The sequence below is a fragment of the Chryseobacterium sp. P1-3 genome (genome assembly GCF_000738495.1).
Lineage (GTDB): Bacteria > Bacteroidota > Bacteroidia > Flavobacteriales > Weeksellaceae > Chryseobacterium > Chryseobacterium gallinarum.
Genome location: NZ_JPEQ01000009.1, coordinates 14,284 through 35,632 on the forward strand (window position 1 = coordinate 14,284; position 21,349 = coordinate 35,632).

Annotated in this window: 15 protein-coding genes and 2 pseudogenes; 14 read left to right on the forward strand and 3 right to left on the reverse strand. The window is 38.3% G+C overall.

Annotated elements, in window-relative coordinates:
- Positions 1–23 precede the first annotated feature (23 nt).
- The 3 genes and pseudogenes from HX13_RS13825 to HX13_RS13835 all read right to left on the reverse strand — a co-directional run bounded on the left by HX13_RS13825 (position 24) and on the right by HX13_RS13835 (position 2,437).
- A complete protein-coding gene (locus HX13_RS13825) occupies positions 24–1,292 on the reverse strand; it encodes an acetyl-CoA C-acetyltransferase (RefSeq protein ID WP_050021596.1) in 1,269 nt (422 codons plus the stop codon).
- 10 nt (positions 1,293–1,302) lie between these two features.
- Positions 1,303–1,875: a TetR/AcrR family transcriptional regulator gene (locus HX13_RS13830; RefSeq protein WP_238555348.1), complete on the reverse strand. Its 573-nt coding sequence runs from the start codon at positions 1,873–1,875 to the stop codon at positions 1,303–1,305.
- A gap of 141 nt (positions 1,876–2,016) precedes the next feature.
- Positions 2,017–2,437, reverse strand: a pseudogene (locus HX13_RS13835) (OsmC family protein).
- A 214-nt stretch (positions 2,438–2,651) separates the two neighbouring features.
- Between HX13_RS13835 and HX13_RS13840 the strand changes: the two are divergent.
- The 14 genes and pseudogenes from HX13_RS13840 to HX13_RS13890 all read left to right on the forward strand — a co-directional run bounded on the left by HX13_RS13840 (position 2,652) and on the right by HX13_RS13890 (position 21,019).
- A complete protein-coding gene (locus HX13_RS13840; RefSeq protein ID WP_316931317.1) occupies positions 2,652–3,242 on the forward strand; it encodes an AraC family ligand binding domain-containing protein in 591 nt (196 codons plus the stop codon).
- Between the two features lie 95 nt (positions 3,243–3,337).
- Positions 3,338–3,499, forward strand: coding sequence for a helix-turn-helix domain-containing protein (locus HX13_RS26075; protein ID WP_316931319.1), 162 nt, complete (start codon positions 3,338–3,340; stop codon positions 3,497–3,499).
- 449 nt (positions 3,500–3,948) lie between these two features.
- Positions 3,949–5,103, forward strand: a complete 1,155-nt coding sequence (locus HX13_RS24390) for a TonB-dependent receptor plug domain-containing protein (protein WP_238555349.1) — start codon at positions 3,949–3,951, stop codon at positions 5,101–5,103.
- A gap of 104 nt (positions 5,104–5,207) precedes the next feature.
- Positions 5,208–6,830: a hypothetical protein gene (locus tag HX13_RS24395; protein WP_238555350.1), complete on the forward strand. Its 1,623-nt coding sequence runs from the start codon at positions 5,208–5,210 to the stop codon at positions 6,828–6,830.
- Positions 6,831–6,880: 50 nt separating this feature from the next.
- Complete coding sequence (locus HX13_RS13850; protein ID WP_050021597.1) at positions 6,881–8,488, forward strand: SusD/RagB family nutrient-binding outer membrane lipoprotein; 1,608 nt, start codon at positions 6,881–6,883, stop codon at positions 8,486–8,488.
- A 159-nt stretch (positions 8,489–8,647) separates the two neighbouring features.
- Positions 8,648–9,938 (forward strand): annotated as a pseudogene (locus tag HX13_RS13855) (MFS transporter).
- A gap of 89 nt (positions 9,939–10,027) precedes the next feature.
- The gene (locus HX13_RS13860) at positions 10,028–10,999 is read left to right on the forward strand and encodes a glycoside hydrolase family 130 protein (protein ID WP_050021598.1); all 972 of its coding nucleotides are present in this window, start codon (positions 10,028–10,030) and stop codon (positions 10,997–10,999) included.
- Between the two features lie 118 nt (positions 11,000–11,117).
- Entirely contained in the window at positions 11,118–13,349 is a 2,232-nt protein-coding gene (locus HX13_RS13865) for a GH92 family glycosyl hydrolase (RefSeq protein WP_185113609.1), read from the forward strand.
- Between the two features lie 34 nt (positions 13,350–13,383).
- Complete coding sequence (locus tag HX13_RS13870) at positions 13,384–14,811, forward strand: glycoside hydrolase family 125 protein (RefSeq protein WP_050021600.1); 1,428 nt, start codon at positions 13,384–13,386, stop codon at positions 14,809–14,811.
- Between the two features lie 109 nt (positions 14,812–14,920).
- Positions 14,921–17,071, forward strand: coding sequence for an endo-beta-N-acetylglucosaminidase H (locus HX13_RS22115; protein ID WP_128572421.1), 2,151 nt, complete (start codon positions 14,921–14,923; stop codon positions 17,069–17,071).
- 261 nt (positions 17,072–17,332) lie between these two features.
- Positions 17,333–17,788: an ROK family protein gene (locus HX13_RS24400; protein WP_238555351.1), complete on the forward strand. Its 456-nt coding sequence runs from the start codon at positions 17,333–17,335 to the stop codon at positions 17,786–17,788.
- The gene (locus HX13_RS24405) at positions 17,757–18,200 is read left to right on the forward strand and encodes a hypothetical protein (protein ID WP_238555352.1); all 444 of its coding nucleotides are present in this window, start codon (positions 17,757–17,759) and stop codon (positions 18,198–18,200) included. Before HX13_RS24400 ends, HX13_RS24405 begins: the two co-directional genes overlap by 32 nt.
- Positions 18,201–18,213: 13 nt before the next feature.
- The gene (locus HX13_RS13885) at positions 18,214–20,496 is read left to right on the forward strand and encodes a GH92 family glycosyl hydrolase (RefSeq protein WP_050021601.1); all 2,283 of its coding nucleotides are present in this window, start codon (positions 18,214–18,216) and stop codon (positions 20,494–20,496) included.
- A gap of 25 nt (positions 20,497–20,521) precedes the next feature.
- Positions 20,522–21,019 carry a phosphoheptose isomerase gene (locus tag HX13_RS13890; RefSeq protein WP_050021602.1) on the forward strand — a complete coding sequence of 166 codons (498 nt, stop codon included), beginning with the start codon at positions 20,522–20,524 and terminating at the stop codon, positions 21,017–21,019.
- The last annotated feature ends 330 nt before the right edge of the window (positions 21,020–21,349 follow it).

Consider the following 21,349-nt stretch of genomic DNA (forward strand, 5'->3'; position numbering starts at 1 on the left):
AACAAGTTTGTTACCTTATAATATTACTTTTCCAAAATCATGGTTACTCCCTGTCCACGGGCTGCGCAAATGGAAATAAAGCCCTTTCCGTTCCCTTTTTCGTGAAGAAGTTTTGCCAAAGTAGCGATGATTCTTCCACCTGTTGCCGCAAAAGGATGAGCTGCAGCAAGACTGCCTCCTTTTACATTCAGCTTATTTCTGTCGATCTTTCCAAGCGATTTTTCTAATCCGAATTGCTTAGCGAGGGTATCATCTTCCCAGATTTTTAAGGTTGCTAAAACCTGTGCAGCAAAAGCTTCATGAATCTCATAAAAGTCGAAATCTTCTAAATTCATTTCAGCTTTTTTAAGCATTCTTTCAGCAGCAAAAACAGGTGCTAAAAGCAGGTTTTGTTGGTTTGTAACATATTCTATTCCGGCTAATTCTGAAAAAGTAATATAAGCTAAAACAGGAAGGTTATTGGCTTTTGCCCATTCTTCACTGGCTAATAATACAGCTGAAGCACCATCTGTAAAAGGGGTGGAATTTCCGGCTGTAAGTGTTCCGTTTTGCTTATCAAAAGCCGGCTTTAATTGTGATAGTTTTTCTAAACTTGTATCCCTGCGCAGGTTGTTATCTTTATCCAGGCCAAAAGCCGGTGTAATCATATCATCAAAAAAGCCTTCATCATAAGCTTTTGCCATATTTTGGTGGCTTCTGAGTGCTAATTCATCCTGTTCCTGTCTTGAAATCTGATAATATTTTGCTGTAATTTCAGTATGCTCTCCCATCACCAGCCCGGTTTTAGGCTCCTGCCCTTTATAGGGAATGGGTATCCAGTCTTTTAACCGGGGGCTCAGCAGATGTTTGATCTTTCCGAATGCAGACTTTTCTTTATTGGCTTTTAATAAAGCTTTCCTTACTCTTGATGAAGATTCAAAAGGAATGTTGCTCATGGCTTCTACACCGCATGCGATACCGCTTTCAATCTGGCCCAAAGCAATTTTATTCCCGATATAAATGGCTGCTTCAATACCTGTATCACAAGCCTGTTGAAGATCACAGGCGGGAGTAGCAGGATCAAGCGAAGTATTCATAACAGTTTCCCTGATGAGGTTACTTTCAGAGATATGTTTGATCACTGCGCCACCGGCAACTTCCCCGAGCCGTTTGCCTTTTAAGTGATAACGGTCTATAAGACCATTCAAAGCAACTAATAATAGCTCCTGGTTTCCTTGTTCCGTGTAGGCAGTATTCATTCTGGCAAATGGGATTCTGTTGTATCCTACAATAGCCACTTTTTTTGTTTCCATAAGGGTAAATTTATGATGGAAGGATTGTTAATTCATGGTCAATCATATGGGAAATTTTATCCAAAGCACGATCCAGATAGCTTTGATCTCCCAGCGTTTTCGAAAGCAGTATTCCTCCTTCGATAAGCATAATAAATAGTGAGGCATATTGCTCAGCACTTACTTTTTTACTAATTTCTCCGGTTTTTTGCCCCTGTAATATCACTTCAGATACTTTCGTCATCCATATCGTAAAAGAGTTTTTAACGTGTTTTTTAAGAGCCGGAAAAGAATCATCTGCTTCAGTTGCTGCATTCATCAGAGGACAGCCTCCGTTTGAAAACACAATCGGCCAGTTTTTCCTGTAAAAATCCACAAAAGCCTTAAGTTTCTTTACAGCAGTAGGATATTCATCCCCAAATGAACGGTTGATAGTTTGGCTTAGTAAGCCTGCATTATATTTATAAACTTCAATAGCGACTTCATCTTTATTTTCAAAATTTCCATAAATACTTCCTTTTGTAAGTCCGGTAGCCTGGGTGATATCTGAAAGAGATGTGGCGATGTAGCCTTTTGTATTAAAAAAGAGCCGCTGTTTTCTCAATAATGAGTTGTTTTGTTTTCTCTGCTTTAGACATGTAAACAATTAATTCTAATACAAATATACAAAAATATACCAAATGGTATATTTTAATTGAAAATTAAATCTGAGCAGATCTGAACCCAGATTTAATAGAGTAAGTGATTACTGTTCTAAGGTGGCATTCAGTGTAATCTCAAAATTAAAGGCAGCACTTACAGGACATCCTTCTTCTGCAATTTTAGCATATTTTTGAAATTCTTCTTCTGAAATTCCCGGAACCTTAGCCGTTAAAGTCAATTCTGATTTAGTGATTTTTCCGATATTGGGGTCCAGGGTGATGACAGAAGTTGTTTTTAGCTCTTCAGGCTGATAACCTGCCTGTGACAGTTCCGCATCTAATTTCATAGTGAAGCATCCTGCATGGGCAGCCGCTAATAATTCTTCCGGATTTGTTCCCACGCCATCCGCAAAACGGCTGTTAAAAGAATACTGAGTTTGATTTAAAAGTGGTGCTTTGGGTAGTTAAATGCCCTTTTCCTTCTTTGATGGTACCGTTCCAAACGGCTGTTGCGTTACGTCTCATAATATTTTGTGGTTTAATTTAATAATGATTTTTAAAGATACGAAAAAGTGTGATTGCAAAAGGACTCAATGATTCAGACGGTACTTTCTTCATCTATTGAAAGTATATGATGAATGAAAAAAAACAAAATATGTTTTTTACATTGATATTATTTTATCAATTTTACAAAGATTTGTACTGCGGTTTATATTATATAATTTTTCAAAAAAGGTGAATGAGTGAATTAGAAAATATTTTGAGGGAAATAACTCCACTTTCTCCGGAAGATAGTTTTCTTGTGTTTGACAGGATCAAGGCGTCGTTTGATTTCCCTTATCATTATCATCCTGAAATTGAAATTAATTTTATATATAAGGGAAAAGGATACCGCAGAATGATAGGTGACCATACAGGTGAGATAGGAAATATTGAACTGGTATTGGTAGGCCCCAATTTGCCGCATTGTTGGGCAAACTACCGGTGTAAAAACAGAAAAACCCACGAGATTACCATACAATTCAATCAGGATTTCTTTCATCAGGCATTAATGGAGAAGAATATCCTGAAACCTATTAATAATCTGATGAAAGATTCCATCAGGGGAATCCTGTTTTCTACTGAGACTGCAGAAAAACTAAAAGACTCGTTTTTGAATCTCTCAAAAATGAATAGTTTTGAATCGTTTATAGAGATTATGAAGATCCTCAACGAATTGGCCGTTGCAGAAGATAAAAAGTTTCTATCATCATATAGTATAGAATTGGAAACTTTTGCCGATAATGATAAAATGAAGATTGTACACGACTTCGTTCATAAAAAATTTTGAAAATAAAATAACATTGAGCAAAGTGGCTTCTCTTGTGAATATGAGTAATGTGACGTTCAACAGATTCATTAAAAAAAAGGACAGGTAAAACATTTGTGAATTATCTTAATGAGATAAGAATCAGCTATGCAGCCCGTTGGCTGATGGAGAAAAATCTCACTGTTTTTGAAATTGCTTTTGAGGCAGGCTTTAATAATATTGCCAATTTTAATAAAGTTTTTAAATCCATCAAAAAAAACGACCCCGTCGGAATTTAAGGAACAGTTTAAAGGTGTTAAAAAAATTGAATAATGCCCATGCTATAAAATTATATACTCCCAAAATCCGGACCTGTGCGTCCGGATTTTATTGTTAATAAAAAGTAGAATAAATCCTCTTTTTATGTGGTTTGAGTTTGTTTATAAGTGTCTTGTGGTTAGGATGTTAGCTAAGGTTGTTTGAATTCCCTGAAAAAATAATATCGTTTTATGATAAAATAGTATTATATCGGACTGTCAACAAAATTTAGATTTGCTAATATGAATTAAATCTTAACAAAACTTTAAATTATTTAATGCATAAAGAGCAAATTGTTGCTTAAAAAGAAAAATTTTTTGTATTAAACACTAAGGAATTATTTAAAGCGATGTAATTGATTTTCAACTAACTCTAACTAATCTAAACCTTATGAGAAAAGCAGTTATACCGGTTCTATTAGTTTTTTCCCTTGCAGCCAACGCTCAGGAGAAAAAAAACAACCGACACCACTAAGACAACCGATATTCAGGAGGTTGTTGTTACTTCTTTGGGGATTAAAAGGCAAGCCAGATCTTTAACATACTCCAGCCAGCAAATCGGTGGAGATGAGCTGACAGAAGTGAAAACGCCCAATCTTTTAAATTCAATCAACGGGAAAGTTTCCAATGTACAAATTAATAAAACCAATGGTGGTGTAGGAGGGTCTGTAAGGATAGTAATGCGTGGAGATAAGTCTACAAGAAACAGCCAGCCCCTTTTTGTAATAGATGGTATACCAATTATTAATAATACCGGAGGTCCGGATGCGATGGTATTTTCTCAAATGCCGGACACCGGGGATATTTTCAGTATGATTAATCCGGAGGATATACAAAGTATTAATTTCCTGAAGGGGGCTTCGGCATCAGCATTGTATGGGGCCCAGGGAGGTAATGGTGTAGTATTAATTACAACTAAAAAAGGCTCAAAAGGAAAAAGTAGATTATCTTTTACATCCAGTCTCACTTTTGACAAGGCATATGATTTGCCGAAACTTCAATACAGTTATCTTCAAACTACTCCACATGACCCCGCTACTCGTACTCCTGGTTCTGAAAGCAGCTGGGGAGTGAAAGGAGCTTCCAAAGACTATGTAAAAGATTTTCTTAAAACCGGAACTACTTTAACCAATAGTCTTACCTTCAGTGCCGGAAATGAAAAATCACAAAACTTTTTCTCTATAGGTAATACAACCAATGAAGGCATCATCCCAACTTCTAATTTTAAACAATATAATATCAACTTTAAAAATTCAAGTAAATTTTTAGATGATAAGCTTACTTTAGAGGCTAATGTAATGGCTTCTTTACAGGATTCTAAAAACAGGATATCTCCCGGAAGATGGTTTTCTCCACTCACAAGCTTATATTGGTTACCAAGAGGAGTAGATTTTGATTATTATGCAAATAATTATTCATATTTGGACAAATCAAGAAACCTGCCTGCTCAAAACTGGTGGAACATAGATTCTAATGGGGTGTTTTCTACCGAGGACCAAAATCCGATGTGGGTGCTGAATAGAAACCCGGTGACCACAACTAATAAAAATTTTTTACGGATCAGCTTCATTAAATTATGCAATTAATAGCTGGCTAAATATTCAGGCCAGAGGAAATTATAGTTATTATTTTTCTGATACAGAAAGACAAATTTCTGCATATTCTCTTTCTACTGTTTTGCCGGGAACCTATGATGGTAAAAAAAAATGGTAGGCTTATTAAAAATACGATTGAACGTACAACAAAATATGGTGATGTAATATTACTTGGATCACCACATATCACAGATGATATAAGTTTTGATTTTACGGTAGGTGCGAGCATTTCAGATTTACGTTCTTTAACTTCTAAAATCGATAACAGTTTATTGAAGTTACCTAATCTGTTTACTGCTAATAATTTATATTGGCCAAAAGAGCGTGATGAAAGTGTAGCTTCATACACGATATATAATGGAAACAGACAAGACCAATCTGTATTTGCCAGTACAACGATTGGTTATAAGAAATTGGTGTATCTCGATTTAACATACAGGAATGACTGGTCATCCACTTTAGCTGATCTGTATGGTAAAACCAATGTTTCTTTTGATTATCAATCTGTGGGCGCTAATGCCATTCTATCGGATATTTTCACTCTTCCTAAACCTATTAGTTTCTGGAAGGTAAGAGCTTCTTATGCTAGGGTAGGTAATGCCCTGGATCCTGTTCTGATCAATCATATCAGTGGTTTTGATGCAGGAACACCTGTAGGCTTCAGTGGTTCACCAATTACAGGGGAAGAATTTAAAGATCTTTGGTTAAAACCTGAACTTAACAAAACTTTTGAAGCCGGAACAGAATTAAGATTTTTAAACAATAGGTTAAGCTTCGATTTTACCTATTACAGATCAAATACGACGAACCAGATGCTGAAAGATGTGAGCGCAGTAGGGTTTGGAGATCCATATAACAATGGAAAGGTAACAATCAACGCAGGAAATATTCAAAATACAGGATTTGAGTCTGCTATTTCTTATGATATTTTTAAAGGTCAGAAATTTGGCTGGACTACTACTTTTAATGCTTCTTCCAATAAAAATAAGATTATAGAATTGCTTCCTGTAAAGTACTTCCAGGATTCTAATATTAGCCTTGAATTAGTAGGAAGTGGTTATAATAGACTTAAAGTAGGAGGATCTTTTGGAGATATTTATGGATTTGCTTTTTTAAGAGATGATCAGGGACGTATTATTGTAGATGAGAACGGGGTTCCTAGAAGAACCACCAATAGAGAATATTTAGGAAATCCAAATCCTAAGTTTATGCTTGGTCTTAATAATACATTCAATATTGGGAATCTTAATGTGAGCTTCCTTATAGATGGTAAGTTCGGGGGTCAGGTCCTGAGCATTACCCAGGCGATGAATGATCAGCTAGGAGTAAGTAAAGCATCTGCAGATGCGCGTGATGCCGGCGGTGTTGTTATAGAAAATGCAGTTAAAGAGGATGGAACGCCATATAACGGAAAAACAGATGCTCAAGCATATTATTCAAGTGTAGGAGGCAGAGATCCGTTAACTGAAGCCTATATGTATAAAGCTACGGCAGTACGATTGAGACAGGCATCTGTATCTTATACCTTCAAACTGAATTCAAAATATCTTACAGACGCTACAGTAAGTTTCATCGGAACAAATCTTTTCTTCTTATATAAGAAAGCTCCTTTTGATCCTGAACAAGTTTCAGGAGTAAACCCGGGAGGCGTTGGAGTAGATATTTTTGGAATTCCAATAACGAGATCATTAGGATTTTCAGTGAAATTAAATTTTTAAATCTGTAGTTATGAAAAAAATATTTTAAATATAAAGCGTTTTATTTATTAATGGCTGCAGGCCTGTTTACTGTAAGCTGTACGAGTGAATTTGATAAAATTAATAGTGAATATACTCCTGGTTTGGGTGATGAGCAGCTTAATGCTGATTTTGGTCAACTGGTGGCTTCTATGAAGTTAATGCAAAGAGGTCTAGTCCATTATAATCTTGGCGTTTATCAGTTGCAACAGAATTTGAATGCAGATATGTTTAGTGGGTATTTTAGTACTTCTAATCCTTTCAACGGAAATAATTTCAACTCCACTTATTTTATGATGGATAACTGGAATGAAAGGATTATGATTACTCAATTGGAAGATATTCTTAACAAAAAAGATGTTTTTAAGGCTGTTATGGAGAAAACTTATCCTGGGTATAACTTTGATAAATCTTTGGCCATTATGGATATTATCAAAGTCGTTGCCAGTCTTAAAGTTTCCGATGTACATGGTCCGGTAATTTATAGCAGATTTAACAAGCCTAATAGTGATGGGTCTACTGATTTTGATTCTCAGGAAAATGCCTATCATTATTTTATTGCAGATTTAACCAAAGCTATTACAGTACTTCAAAACACGAATATAGCTGTTGAAGACAAGGCTGTAATGAAATCTGCTGATGTATTTTATGGAGGAGACCAGATAAAGTGGGTAAAATTTGCCAATTCTCTTAAGTTCAGAATTGCTATGAGAATGCGATATGCAGCTCCTGCAGATTCCAAAAAGTACGCGGAGGAAGCACTTGCCTCTCCGGCTGGCCTTATTGAAAGTAATATTGACAATGCGTTAATTAATTATGGAACTCCTTCACCTATAGGAGGAGTGATCTACGATTGGGGAGATTGCAGATCAGGAGCCCCCCTTTTAGCATATCTGAATGGATTCAAAGACCCTAGAATCAGTGCCTATGCCTTTAAAGCAACAGATCCTGCAGTAGCAGGACAATATATTGGTATTCGTCAAGGTATTGACCTGAAAGGAGATAAAACTTTTTATGTTAATTATTCTGTTCCATTGGCGGATGCAGCCGGAGGAGCTTATTTCGCCCCGGGAAATCAGAATGGAAAAGGAAAAATATTTACAGCCGCAGAAACCTGGTTTTTAAAGGCCGAGGCCGCTTTGTTTGGGTATGCTGGAGCTGGTGACGCGAAAAGCAACTATGAAACGGGAGTAAGAATATCCATGGAAGAATGGGGGAAAAGTGCCGATTATGGGACATATATTGCGGATGATACTTCCATGGAACAGCCTTATATTGACCCTAAAAATACTGTTAATAATGTTCCGGCAGGAAATCCAATGTTAAGTACAATTACCATAAAATGGAACGAAACGGATAATCCGGAAAGAAAACTTGAAAGGATTATGACTCAGAAATGGTTGGCTCTATACCCCGATGGATCTGAAGCCTGGGCGGAACAAAGAAGAACGGGCTATCCAATATTATTTAAAAATATTTTGAACTCCAGTCAGGGAAGTATTGATACGGATAAAATGATAAGAAGAATACCGATCCCAACAAAATACCGTAACAATAATCCAATCGGGTATCAAAAAGCTGCTGCTACACTTAACGGGCCGGATAATGGAGGAACTAAATTATGGTGGGATAAGAAATAAGAAGCCAAAACATTTTTTAATATATACAGAGACATCTCAGGTTCAAATAACTATTTGACTCATTTCGGGAGGAGTATATCTCCAATAAATTTATAGTTTCGTTTTAAACCGGAATAGAGTTTTTGAGATGTCTTGTTTCTTTAGAATCTTATTTTTAATATGGGAAAGAACAACTCCGGAATTCGTCTGATTCATCCTATTCTTTGGATTTCCACATTATACTTTGCAATGGGAGTACCTTTTGTAACAATTAATGCGGTTTCCGGGATTATGTATAAGGATATGGGTATTTCAGATTCTCAGATTACGTTCTGGACGGCCCTTATTATGTTTTCATGGACATTAAAACCACTTTGGAGCCCGTTTCTGGAGATCTGTAAAACAAAAAAAGTTCTTTGTTGTTGCGACCCAGTTTGCCATAGGAATTTTGTTTGCCCTGGTGGCATTAAGCCTTCCTTTACCTGGTTTTTTCAAATATAGCATTGCTCTGTTTGCCATTATTGCCTTTTGTGGAGCCACACATGATATTGTGGCGGATGGCACCTATATCAGTTTCCTTACAAATAAAGAACAGGCAAAATACATCGGCTGGCAGGGGGCTTTTTATAACCTGGCGAAAATTATCAGCAGCGGAGCGTTGGTTTATTTTGCAGGGGTATTGGAAAAAACAAAAGGAGTGACGCATGCCTGGATGATCATCATGGGCATTTATGCAGCTGTTTTCTTTGCCCTGGCAATTTACCATTCATGGATCTTGCCCAAAGAAAATAAAGAAGAAAAAAAAGGGAAAACAGCAGGAAATGTTCGTAAGGAATTGTGGGAGGTAATTACCTCCTTCTTTACCAAACCCAAGATTGTATGGTGTGTATTGTTCATTATATTATACCGTTTTGCAGAAGGTTTTGCAATTAAAATAGCACCCTTGTTTTTTAAAGCACCAAGATCTTCAGGAGGATTAGGACTATCTACATCAGATATAGGACTTATTTACGGAACATACGGCTCAGCAGCATTTATTTTAGGATCCGTATTAGCCGGGTATTTTATTTCGGCCCGCGGGCTGAAAAAATCATTGATATGGCTGTGTTGTGCATTCAATATCCCGTTTGTGGTATACGCACTGTTGGCCCATTATCAGCCTGATGATCTTTTACCTGTAGGGATTGCCGTAGTGGTGGAATATTTCGGGTATGGATTCGGTTTTGTAGGATTAATGCTGTATATGATGCAGCAGATTGCTCCGGGGAAACACAAAACCGCCCATTATGCATTTGCTACAGGAATTATGAACCTCGGAGTGATGATTCCGGGGATGTTCAGCGGAATGATCAGTGACTGGGTAGGATATAAACTATTCTTTATCTGGGTGCTGATTGCTACAGTTCCTGCATTCCTTGTAACCTTATTTGTTCCTTTTCCTTATTCAGAAAATAAAGAAGAACATAATTAAACAAACACTAAACCTAACAGGTTTTTAAAACCTGTTAGGTTTAAATAACACATTACTCAAACAATTAAAATAAAAAGTAAAAATACTTTATGACAGCTCAATCAGTAATGATCCCTTGGCAGGATCGCCCGGAAGGTTGCAGTGATATTATGTGGAGGTTTTCCGAAAACCCGATCATTAACAGATATGCGATACCAACGTCCAACAGTATATTCAACAGTGCGGTAATTCCTTTTGAAGATGGATTTGCAGGAGTATTCAGATGTGACAACAAAGCAGTACAGATGAATATTTTTGCTGGTTTCAGTAAAGATGGAATCCATTGGGATATTAATCATGATCCCATTGAAATGAAGGCCGGAAATACCGAGATGATCGAATCTGATTACAAATATGATCCGAGAGTAACATTCATAGAAGACCGTTACTGGATAACATGGTGTAACGGATACAACGGTCCTACGATCGGAATCGGATATACTTTTGATTTTAAAGAATTTTTCCAGTGTGAAAATGCATTTCTTCCATTCAACCGGAACGGAGTTCTTTTCCCGGAAAAAATCAATGGTAAATATGCAATGTTGAGCCGTCCGAGTGACAACGGGCACACGCCTTTCGGGGATATTTATATCAGCTACAGCCCTGATATGAAATATTGGGGTGAACATCGTTGTGTAATGAAAGTAACACCATTTGAAGACAGTGCATGGCAGTGTACAAAGATTGGTGGAGGGCCGGTCCCTATAAAAACAGAAGAAGGATGGCTGTTGTTTTACCATGGGGTAATCAATACCTGCAGGGGATTCCGTTATTCAATGGGGGCAGCATTGCTGGACCTTGAAGATCCTGCAAAAGTGTTGTACAGGACCAAACCCTATTTACTGGCTCCGGCAGAATTGTATGAGCTGACAGGAGACGTACCAAATGTAGTTTTCCCGTGTGCAGCACTCACAGAAGGGGATAAAGTTACCGTGTATTATGGCGCTGCCGATACGGTAGTAGCGATTGCCTTCGGATATATTTCAGAAATTATTGATTTTATGAAAAAGAATTCAATCTGAAGAATATAAAGTTTTTTAATAGGATGATCAGCTTAATTCCCTTTATTGTTGGGATCTTTGTAATGGTTTTCCTATTTTAGACCCAACTTTTAAATTAAAAAATCCTGATACTTTTATCATGAAAAAAGAATTGCTTATCTGTTTTTTTACCACTCTGGTTTCTGTAGTCAATGCCCAGCAAAATAAGAATGATGTTTTATCCTGGGTAGATCCTTTCATTGGTACAGGAGGACATGGGCATACGTTTCCGGGAGCTACCACTCCTTTTGGAATGATCCAGCTAAGCCCTGATCAGAATACAAAAAGTGGTGACTGGGATTGGTGTTCCGGGTATCATTACAGCAGCAAGACCATTATGGGGTTCAGCCATAATCATCTTAGCGGAACCGGTTGGGCAGATCTCGGAGATATTTTGGTAATGCCAACGGTAGGTCAGGTAAAAATGACTCCGGGAACAGAAGATAACCCTTCATCAGGCTACCGGTCAACATTTAGCCATGAAAAAGAAACCGCATCACCGGGATATTATTCTGTAATGCTGGATAGCTATGGGATTAAAGCAGAACTGACAGCTTCCCCGCGAGTAGGTTTTCATAAATATACATTTCCGAAAAGTGAGGAATCCAATATCATTATTGATCCTACCAATAAGATCTTCGGAAATATTTACCACACCCTGGTAAGTATAGAAGGAAATAACAAAATTAAAGGATATTGCTACAGTAATGGATGGGGAGGAAAAAGGTTTGCCTATTTTGTAATGGAGTTTTCGAAACCGTTTACATCGTATGGTGTTTACTCGGAAGGCAAAATAAAAAATAATGAAAAAATAGCTCTTGCCAAAGATGCCAAAGCTTTTGTAAGATTTGCTACTGAAGATAATGAAAGCATTGAAGTAAAGGTTTCCTTATCTCCGGTAAGTACAGAGAACGCCCAGGAGAATTTTGATACAGAAGCCAAAAATGTCAGCTTTGCCCAGGCCAAAGAGACTGCCCAGAAAACATGGCGAGATCTTATCGGAAGATTCCAGGTAACAGGAGGTACGGATGACCAGAGAAAAATTTTCTATACCGGAGTTTATCATACTTTCATCGCCCCTAATCTTTATATGGATGTTAACGGAGACTATGTCGCTGCCCAGGAAAATATGAATACCAAATGGTTTACCAACTATAGCACTTACTCGTATTGGGACGGCTTCAGAGCCACACATCCGTTGCTGACCATTATGGATCAGAAACATACCAAAGAGTTTGCAAACTCCCTGATAAGCCGTTATACAGACCGTAAAGATCATATGCCGATCTGGGAGTTGTGCGGTTATGATAACTTCTGTATGCTGGGGTACCACAGCGTATCGGTTATCTGGGATGCTATTTCTAAAGGAGTACCGGGAATTGATGCCGAAAAAGCTTTTGCAGCCATGAAGGACGCCTCTTTAACCGATAAAATGAGCAGCAGCGATGGAGGTGGAGGCCTTAACGACTATATCAAACTGGGCTATACCCCATCGGAAAACGGAGCATCTGTCTCTGCAACCCTGGAATATGCCTATGATGATTGGTGTATTCAGCAGCTTGCTGAAAAATTAGGAAAAAAGGACGAAGCTGAAGTTTATAAAAAGCGTTCTATGAATTTCCTGAATACATTTAATAAAGAAAACAACCATTTCTGGCCAAGACAAAAAGATGGAAAATTTATCCCCGATTTTGCCTTAAACGATTGGAAAAAATTACAGCCTCACTGGGTTTCCGGAAATATCTGGGCTTATGACTTCTTTGTGCCGCACCAGATTGATGAAATGATGAATCTGTACGGAGGAAAAAAAGGCTTTGAAGAAAAGCTGGATAAAACTTTTACAGAAGCCCTGAATATGCAGGGAGAACAGCATGTCGACATTTCAGGATTTATCGGTTCACTGGGATTTGGGGATGAGCCCGGGCATCATGTACCTTATTTGTACAACTATGCAGGAAGCCCTTATAAAACCCAGAAAATGGTAAAATACATCCATGACAATATGTATGCGGCGAAACCAGACGGGATAGTCAACAATGAAGACTGCGGGCAAATGTCTGCCTGGTATATTTTCTCCTCATTAGGGTTTTATCCTGTAACACCAGGGAAGCCTGTCTACGCCATCGGAGCTCCTCAGTTTCCGAAGGCATCACTCAAACTTGAAAACGGAAAAACATTTACGGTCATTGCCGATAAAATTTCCGATAAAAATATCTATGTGCAGAAAATGTATCTGAACGGAAAAGAATTCAAAAGCTGGGAGATTAATCATAGTGATATTATGAACGGCGGGGAACTGAGATTTGTAATGGGTAGTAAACCTGTAAAATAAAACGAATAAAATAAAGAAATAAACGAAAGTATCAATGGAAAGGAGAAATTTTATTAAAACAAGTGCACTGGCAGGAGCCGGATTGCTGTTTACTCAAAATGTCTTTGCAAAGACACTGGACCTGGGAGATTTTCCTGTAGTACGGGTCCCTAAAGATAAGAGACATTTTACCAGTGAATCGGTAGAAAGTGCGATAACGGCTTTTAAGAAAAAAGTTAAAAATAAAGAACTGTCGTGGCTGTTTGAAAACTGCTTTCCCAATACTTTAGATACTACAGTTTTCTATAGTGAAAATAACGGACAACCGGATACATATGTAATTACAGGAGATATTGATGCAATGTGGCTTCGTGACAGTTCCGCCCAGGTTTTTCCCTATCTGCAGTTTTCAAAGAAAGATGAAAAACTTCATAAGCTGATCTCAGGAGTAATTCATAAACAGACCACGTTTATTCTGAAAGATCCATACGCGAATGCTTTCTATAATGATGATCAAAAAATAAGCAAGTGGAAAGAATATGACCACACGGACATGAAACCGGGAACCCACGAAAGAAAATGGGAAATAGACTCCCTGTGTTACCCTATTCGTCTGGCTTACCATTTCTGGAAAACAACAGGAGATACGAAACCGTTTGATAATAACTGGCTGCAGGGGATCAGGCTTACTTTGCAAACATTTACAGAGCAGCAAAGGAAAAAAGATCTTGGACCTTACAAGTTTGAACGTACCACAGCGTGGGCTACAGACGGAGTGCCGATGGGAGGCTACGGTTATCCTACGAAGCCGGTTGGGCTAATCAGCTCAATGTTCCGTCCGAGTGATGATGCTACGATTTACGGATTTTTGATCCCTTCCAACTTATTTGCGGTAGTAAGTCTTCGCCAGGCAGCGGAAATGGTTTCGCAAATCAAAAATGAAAAAACATTGGCTCAGCAATTAACCAGTCTTGCCGATGAGGTGGATGCAGCCATTAAAAAATATGGAATTTACAACCATCCTGAATATGGGAAAATATACGCTTTTGAAGTCAATGGTTTTGGAAGTTATAACCTGATGGATGATGCCAACTGCCCTAGTTTACTGGGATTACCATATTTAGGAGCCGTAAAGGAAGACGATCCTGTCTACCTGAATACAAGAAAATATGTATGGTCACAAGATAATCCATTCTTTTTCAAAGGTAAACTGGCGGAAGGAATCGGAGGGGCACATATTGGTCTCGATATGATCTGGCCGATGAGTATCATTATGAAAGCCCTTACCACAAAGGATAAAGGTGAGATTAAATGGTGTATTGATACGTTGCAGAAAACCCATGGCGGGACAGGATTTATGCATGAATCATTCCATAAAGATGATGATAAAAAGTTTACCAGGGAATGGTTTGCATGGTCCAATACATTGTTTGGAGAATTACTATGGAAAACATTTAATGAAAATCCGGAGCTACTGACATAGTCCACCCTTTTATATTGCCCTTTTGTATAAGGTGTCTTTCTTGAAAAAGAAGGATGCCGGGGGAGTGCTGTATAAAATTGAAAACACCAAACCTTAAAATAAATATACAATGAAAAAAAAATCAATTTTTATTACACTGATGGCGCTGATCCTCCAGGCCGGCTCTCTACTGAATGCACAACAGCTTAATCCCGCAGGAATATGCTATGTAGAAGTAAATAACAATAACATCCTTAACGCAGGGGCGTACAAACTGCAGACATCAAATAGCTATTTATTTAATGTTGTAAATATTTTTGCGGCTAATATTAATTATGATGCAAACCGTGGAAGGGCTTATTTGTATAGCAATAACAATGTGACCAAAGTATTGACCAATGCGGATACATACATCAAACCCCTTCAGCAAAAAGGAATGAAAGTAGTACTGACTATTCTGGGAAATCACCAGGGAGCCGGTATCTGCAATTTTCCTACCCGCGAGGCTGCCAGAGATTTTGCATTACAACTGGCCAATACTGTCAATACATACGGATTGGACGGGATCGATTTCGATGATGAATATTCGGAATATGGTAATAACGGAACCGGACAGCCTAATGACAGTTCTTTTGTAATGCTCGTCCAGGAACTGAGAGCCCTTTTACCGGACAAGCTTATCACATTTTATTACTATGGCCCCGCAGCTTCAAGACTATCCTGGAATGGAAGCAGAGTGGGAGACTATGTCAACTACAGCTGGAATGCCAACTATGGAACATTTTCCGCACCCAACGTTCCCCCTCTTACGAAAGCCCAGATTTCCCCAGCTGCGGTTTGGTTAGGAAACACTTCTAACTCAACGACAACCAGCCTTGCCAGTCAAACCAAAACCGGAGGATACGGATTATATCTTTGGTATGATTTAAAAGGAACCAATCAGGCATCGCAGCTTTCTGCAGGTACCCAGACACTGTACGGAGAACAAACCGTTTTAAGTGGTTCTTTACAATCATGGACACAGGGAACAAATTGCGATGCCCCTATCGGATTATATACAAGCAATCTTACAGGGACAAGTGCAAAACTGAACTGGACTGCCGTAGGAACCAGTACTTATGATATAGACTATAAGCCCGCTTCATCTGCTACCTGGACCAGCGTTGCTACTGCCGTAAGCGGAACCTCTGTAACGGTATCAGGATTAACGGTAAATACAGAATATGATTGGAGAATAAGAACCAATTGTAGTGTGAAAAGCACTTATATGTTTGCGCCAAGATTTAACAGCGGAAGCGGAACAACAATACCTACAGGTTCCTACGCCCTTTCTTTAGACGGAAGTACAACATCAGGAGCTGCCGGAAATATCAATTTAAGCGGTTCTGCATTATCTTTTGAAGGCTGGATAAAACCATCATCTTTCAAATCAGCATTCCCCTACATCTCTTCCATTATGGGTACAGAAGTAGGTGATAACAATTCCGCATTTTTACGATTAGGAGACGGGAACCTTGCCAACAATAAGCTTCAGTTTGTGGTAAGCATCAATAATGTACAGCAAAAACTGGCTTCCACTACAGCCTTGAGCGCCAATACATGGTACCACGTTGCAGCAACATACGATGGGGCTACCATGAAATTGTATATCAATGGAGTTTTGGATGCAAGCAAAGCCCAAGCAGGAAACGTTAATTCAAACGGAGCTTTCAATGTAGGATATTTATATAATGTTTCCCGGAACTTCAATGGTAAAATAGATGAGGTCCGGGTTTGGAAGCGGGCATTGAGCCAGACGGAAATCAGCCAGAATATGTGTGGAGTATCAGTTCCAGCGTCTACTCTTGCAGCCTACTGGAAATTTAATGAAGGAACAGGTTCATCAGTACAGGATACCTCAGGAAATGGAATGTCATTAACTTTAACAGGCACTAATGCTTCAAGCTGGGTAACAGATGTACCGTGTCCGGCCGGCACCCAGAAATCTGCCGGAATGGTTGAAAGCCAAAAAATATCAGAACAAATAACCGCTAAAGAGCAAATAAAACTCTATCCGAACCCGGTAAATACCTCTTCAGCACTTGGTATTTCTGTTCCTGAAGAATATAGTAAAGGAAAACTAACGGTTTATAATTTTAAGGGTGATGTTGTGGTAACAAAAACATTAACAGCAGGAAATAATCAGTATGATATATCCGGCCTTTCAGCAGGAAATTATATTGTCCGCTTTGAATCTCAGGATGGAAGCCTGAAGCAAAGTGAAAAATTAATAATAAAATAATTAATCAATCATCGGGTTTAGGCCCGGTGATTTTTCGGTTACTTCGGCTCCCTGGCTTCTCCGGAAATTTATCTAAAACGAATATTAATTAAAATAATAATATAGGTAATACACAGGATTTAGTCGATGGTACTTATCTTTACAAAATTTCCTGACTGAAAAATTGTAAAGTCTGGGATTTAGAAAACAGACAGGTTAACTATTCTTGTTTGCCTGTTTTCAGTCACAGATATATTGGAAAGTAAAATAAAGCGAAAAATAATGCAAAATATACTAGGAATAGATATTGGAGGATCTCATATTACGCTGGCTCAGGTGAGCGCGGAAAAGCGTGAAATTATTTCTTCAACATATGTAAGAGAGCATGTCAATTCTTTTGACGATAGGGAAACTATCTTTTCAGCATGGGTTTCTGCCATTAAAAAAGCAGCCCATGATTTGAATAAAGATGATCTTTTAATAGGAATTGCAATGCCCGGACCTTTCGATTATGAAAATGGAATATCCCTGATGCAGCAAGGAAAATTTATCGATATCTACCAGATCAATATCAAAAACGAACTGGCCGGAAGATTGGCTATTTCTAAAGATCAGATTCATTTTGTAAATGATGCGGCAGCTTTTATGGAAGGCGAAGTTTTCGGAGGCTGTGTGCAAGGATTCCAAAAAGTTTTTGGAGTGACTCTTGGGACAGGACTGGGAACTACTTTTTTATAATGGTGAACTGGCAACAGATGAAGATTTATGGGATTCACCTTTCAAAAAATCTATTTGTGAAGATTATCTGGCAACACGCTGGTTTGTTAATTACTACGCAGAATTAACGGGTGAACAAATTTCCGGAACCAAAGATCTGTTGGATAAACCTGTAGAAATACAAACCAGAATATTTGATGAATATGCAGACTCCTTCTCTGAGTTTATCGTGAAATACGTGGATCATTATAAACCGGAAGTGTTAGTTATAGGAGGCAATATTGCAAAGGCTTATCCTTATTTTGAAAAAAGATTTACTGAAAATTTAGCAAAGAATAACATCAGTTTGCCAGTCAGGATTTCTGCTATTTTTGAAGATGCTGCCATTTTGGGCGCTGCCAGCTATGCATTAAAAAAAGTGTCAACAAACTAAACGAAACGATACAATGAAGTCTCTATTTTCTACCTTTTTTCTCTTATTACAAGCCTGGGCTTTTGCACAAACCGGGTCTCCCGTAGATTATGTGAACCCATTAATGGGAACCCAGTCTAAACCTTCTTTATCCAACGGAAATACCTATCCGGCGGTAGGCCTTCCTTGGGGAATGAATATCTGGACCCCGCAAACGGGCAAAATGGGCGATGGATGGGCCTATACTTATGATGCTGACAAAATAAAAGGTTTTAAACAGACCCATCAGCCCTCTCCCTGGATGAATGATTATGGAGCATTTACTCTGATGCCGGGTGTAGGTAAATTAAAATTTAAAGAAGACGAAAGAGCGAGTTGGTTCAGCCATAAAGCTGAGGTTTCAACTCCCTATTTCTATAGTGTTTATCTGGCGGATATTAATGTGACCACAGAGTTTACTCCTACAGAAAGAGCCGCTTTTTTCAAATTTGATTTCCCAAAAACCGATAGCGCTTATGTAGTGATCGATGCATTGAATAAAGGCTCTTATATTAAAATTCTTCCTAAAGAAAGAAAAATACTGGGATATACAACCAGGTATTCAACGGGGAAATATGAAAATTTTAAAAACTATTTCATCATTCAGTTTGACAAACACTTTGATGTGACGACAGGCTGGAAAGATGATAAATTCGTAAACAATCAGTTGGAAATTACGAGTGATCATGCAGGCGCAGTGGTTGGGTTTAAATTAAAAAATAAAGAAGCAGTCTATGCAAAAGTAGCTTCTTCATTCATTAGTTTTGAACAGGCTGAGCTGAATCTCAACAGGGAAATCGGGAACAGAAATTTTGAACAGGTAAAAACCGATGCTAAAAATATCTGGAATAAAACATTAGGTAAAATAGAAGTAAAAGGAGGAACAGATCAGCAAATGAGAACCTTCTATTCTTCTTTGTACAGAACCCTGTTTTTTCCACAAAAGCTATATGAAATTGATGCCCGGAATACAATAAAACACTGGAGTCCTTATAACGGTAAAATTGTTGATGGAAGAATGTTTGCCGGAACAGGCTTCTGGGATACTTTCCGTGCATTGTACCCATTCCTGAACCTGGTATATCCAGGCATTAATGTGGAAATGCAGGAAGGTTTGGCGAATGCCTACAAAGAAGGAGGTTTCTTACCGGAATGGAGCAGCCCGGGATATTCTGATATAATGATCGGAAATAATTCTGCTTCCGTGGTAGCGGATGCCTATCTGAAAGGACTTCGCGGTTATGATATAGAAACCCTTTGGCAGGCGGTAAAACACGGAGCCGATAACGAGGGACCTATAGAAGCTGTAGGCCGTGCAGGAGTAGGGTATTACAATACACTGGGGTATGTTCCATATGATGTGAAAATCAACGAGAATGCAGCCAGAACACTGGAATATGCATACGATGATTTTGCGATTTACCAGCTTGGAAAGGCATTAGGAAAACCTGCTTCAGAAATTGATATTTACAAAAAAAGAGCATACAATTATAAAAATCTGTTTGATAAAGAAACCGGTTTAATGCGTGGTAAAAATAAAGACGGCAGTTTCCAGAAGCCTTTTAATCCTTTCAAATGGGGAGATGCCTTTACCGAAGGAAACAGCTGGCATTACACCTGGTCAGTTTTCCAGGATATTGAAGGTCTGGCCACATTAATGGGTGGGAAAAAGAAGTTTGAAGCCAAACTGGATGAAGTTTTCTCATTACCGCCGGTTTTTGACGACAGCTACTATGGAAGCGTAATCCATGAAATCCGTGAAATGCAGATCATGAATATGGGGCAGTACGCCCATGGAAACCAGCCGATACAGCATATGATTTACCTGTATAATTATGCAGGAGCTCCCTATAAAACACAATATTGGGTGAGGCAGGTAATGGATAAATTATACATGGGAACACCGGATGGATATTGCGGGGATGAAGATAACGGGCAAACCTCTGCTTGGTACATTTTCTCTGCTTTAGGATTTTATCCTGTAACCCCAGCCACTGATCAGTATGTGTTAGGAGCACCATTATTTAAAGAAGCCACTATTCACCTTGAGAATGGCAAGAAAATTGAGATAAATGCACCGGAAAATAACTCCGGAAACCTGTATGTAAAATCATTGAACGTCAACCAGCAACCTTATTCCAGAAACTGGCTCAGCCATAAAGAATTAATGAAAGGGGCTGTCCTTGATTTTAAAATGGATAATAAGCCCAATAAAGAAAGAGGTTCGCAGGAAAAAGATTTTCCTTATTCAATGTCAAAAGAAGAAACAAACAAATAATAATTTAATATAGAAATACAACTGTATGAGTACAGAAAAGAAAGAAATATTCGACAGAGTAGAAAAAATGCTGCAGGCACAAGGTTTTAATATTGCAGCACAGGATCAGACAAGACCATGGGGCGGTTTTTTTGTGATTGATGAAATCCAGGCACAGGATTTTGCCAACCAATACTTTGATGGGCTTGATGTAGAAAGCCTGCGAATAGGAGGAAAATTGAGCCCAAAAATTCTTATCGTTGCTCCCCAGGCAAGACTCAGCTGGCAGTATCATCACAGAAGAGCTGAAATCTGGCAGGTGGTAGAAGGAACAGTAGGAATTAAAAGGAGTAATACCGATGAAGAAGGTGAGCTGAAAGAATACCACCCGAAAGACCAGGTGAAACTTCAGCAGGGGGAAAGACACCGTCTTATTGGTCTCGACGGATGGGGAATTGTTGCAGAAATCTGGCAGCATACCGATGCCTCCAATCCTTCAGATGAAGATGATATTGTAAGGGTACAGGACGATTTTGGAAGATAGTCCGCCGTCAAAATAAATAAAATATCCCATTTTAGCAGCTTGATACTTATCAAGGCTAAAATGGGATTTCTTTTTATATGAGATTACATTAAATTCTGTCTTAATAGCTATTCTGATAAATAGGTGTTTTTTTAATTTAAATAAATTTTTTGACTGATGTTTTACTTATAATTGGTGTATTTTGATTACAAAATTCTAAATTTTCCGAAAAAAATAACAGCGATATAGTGAATTATGGGCAGAAATAGGATTGTCGATTCTTTGGATTTTGTAGTATTGATGCAGGATTATTTGTTTTTTTGTTATTTTATTTAATTGTATTGATTTTTT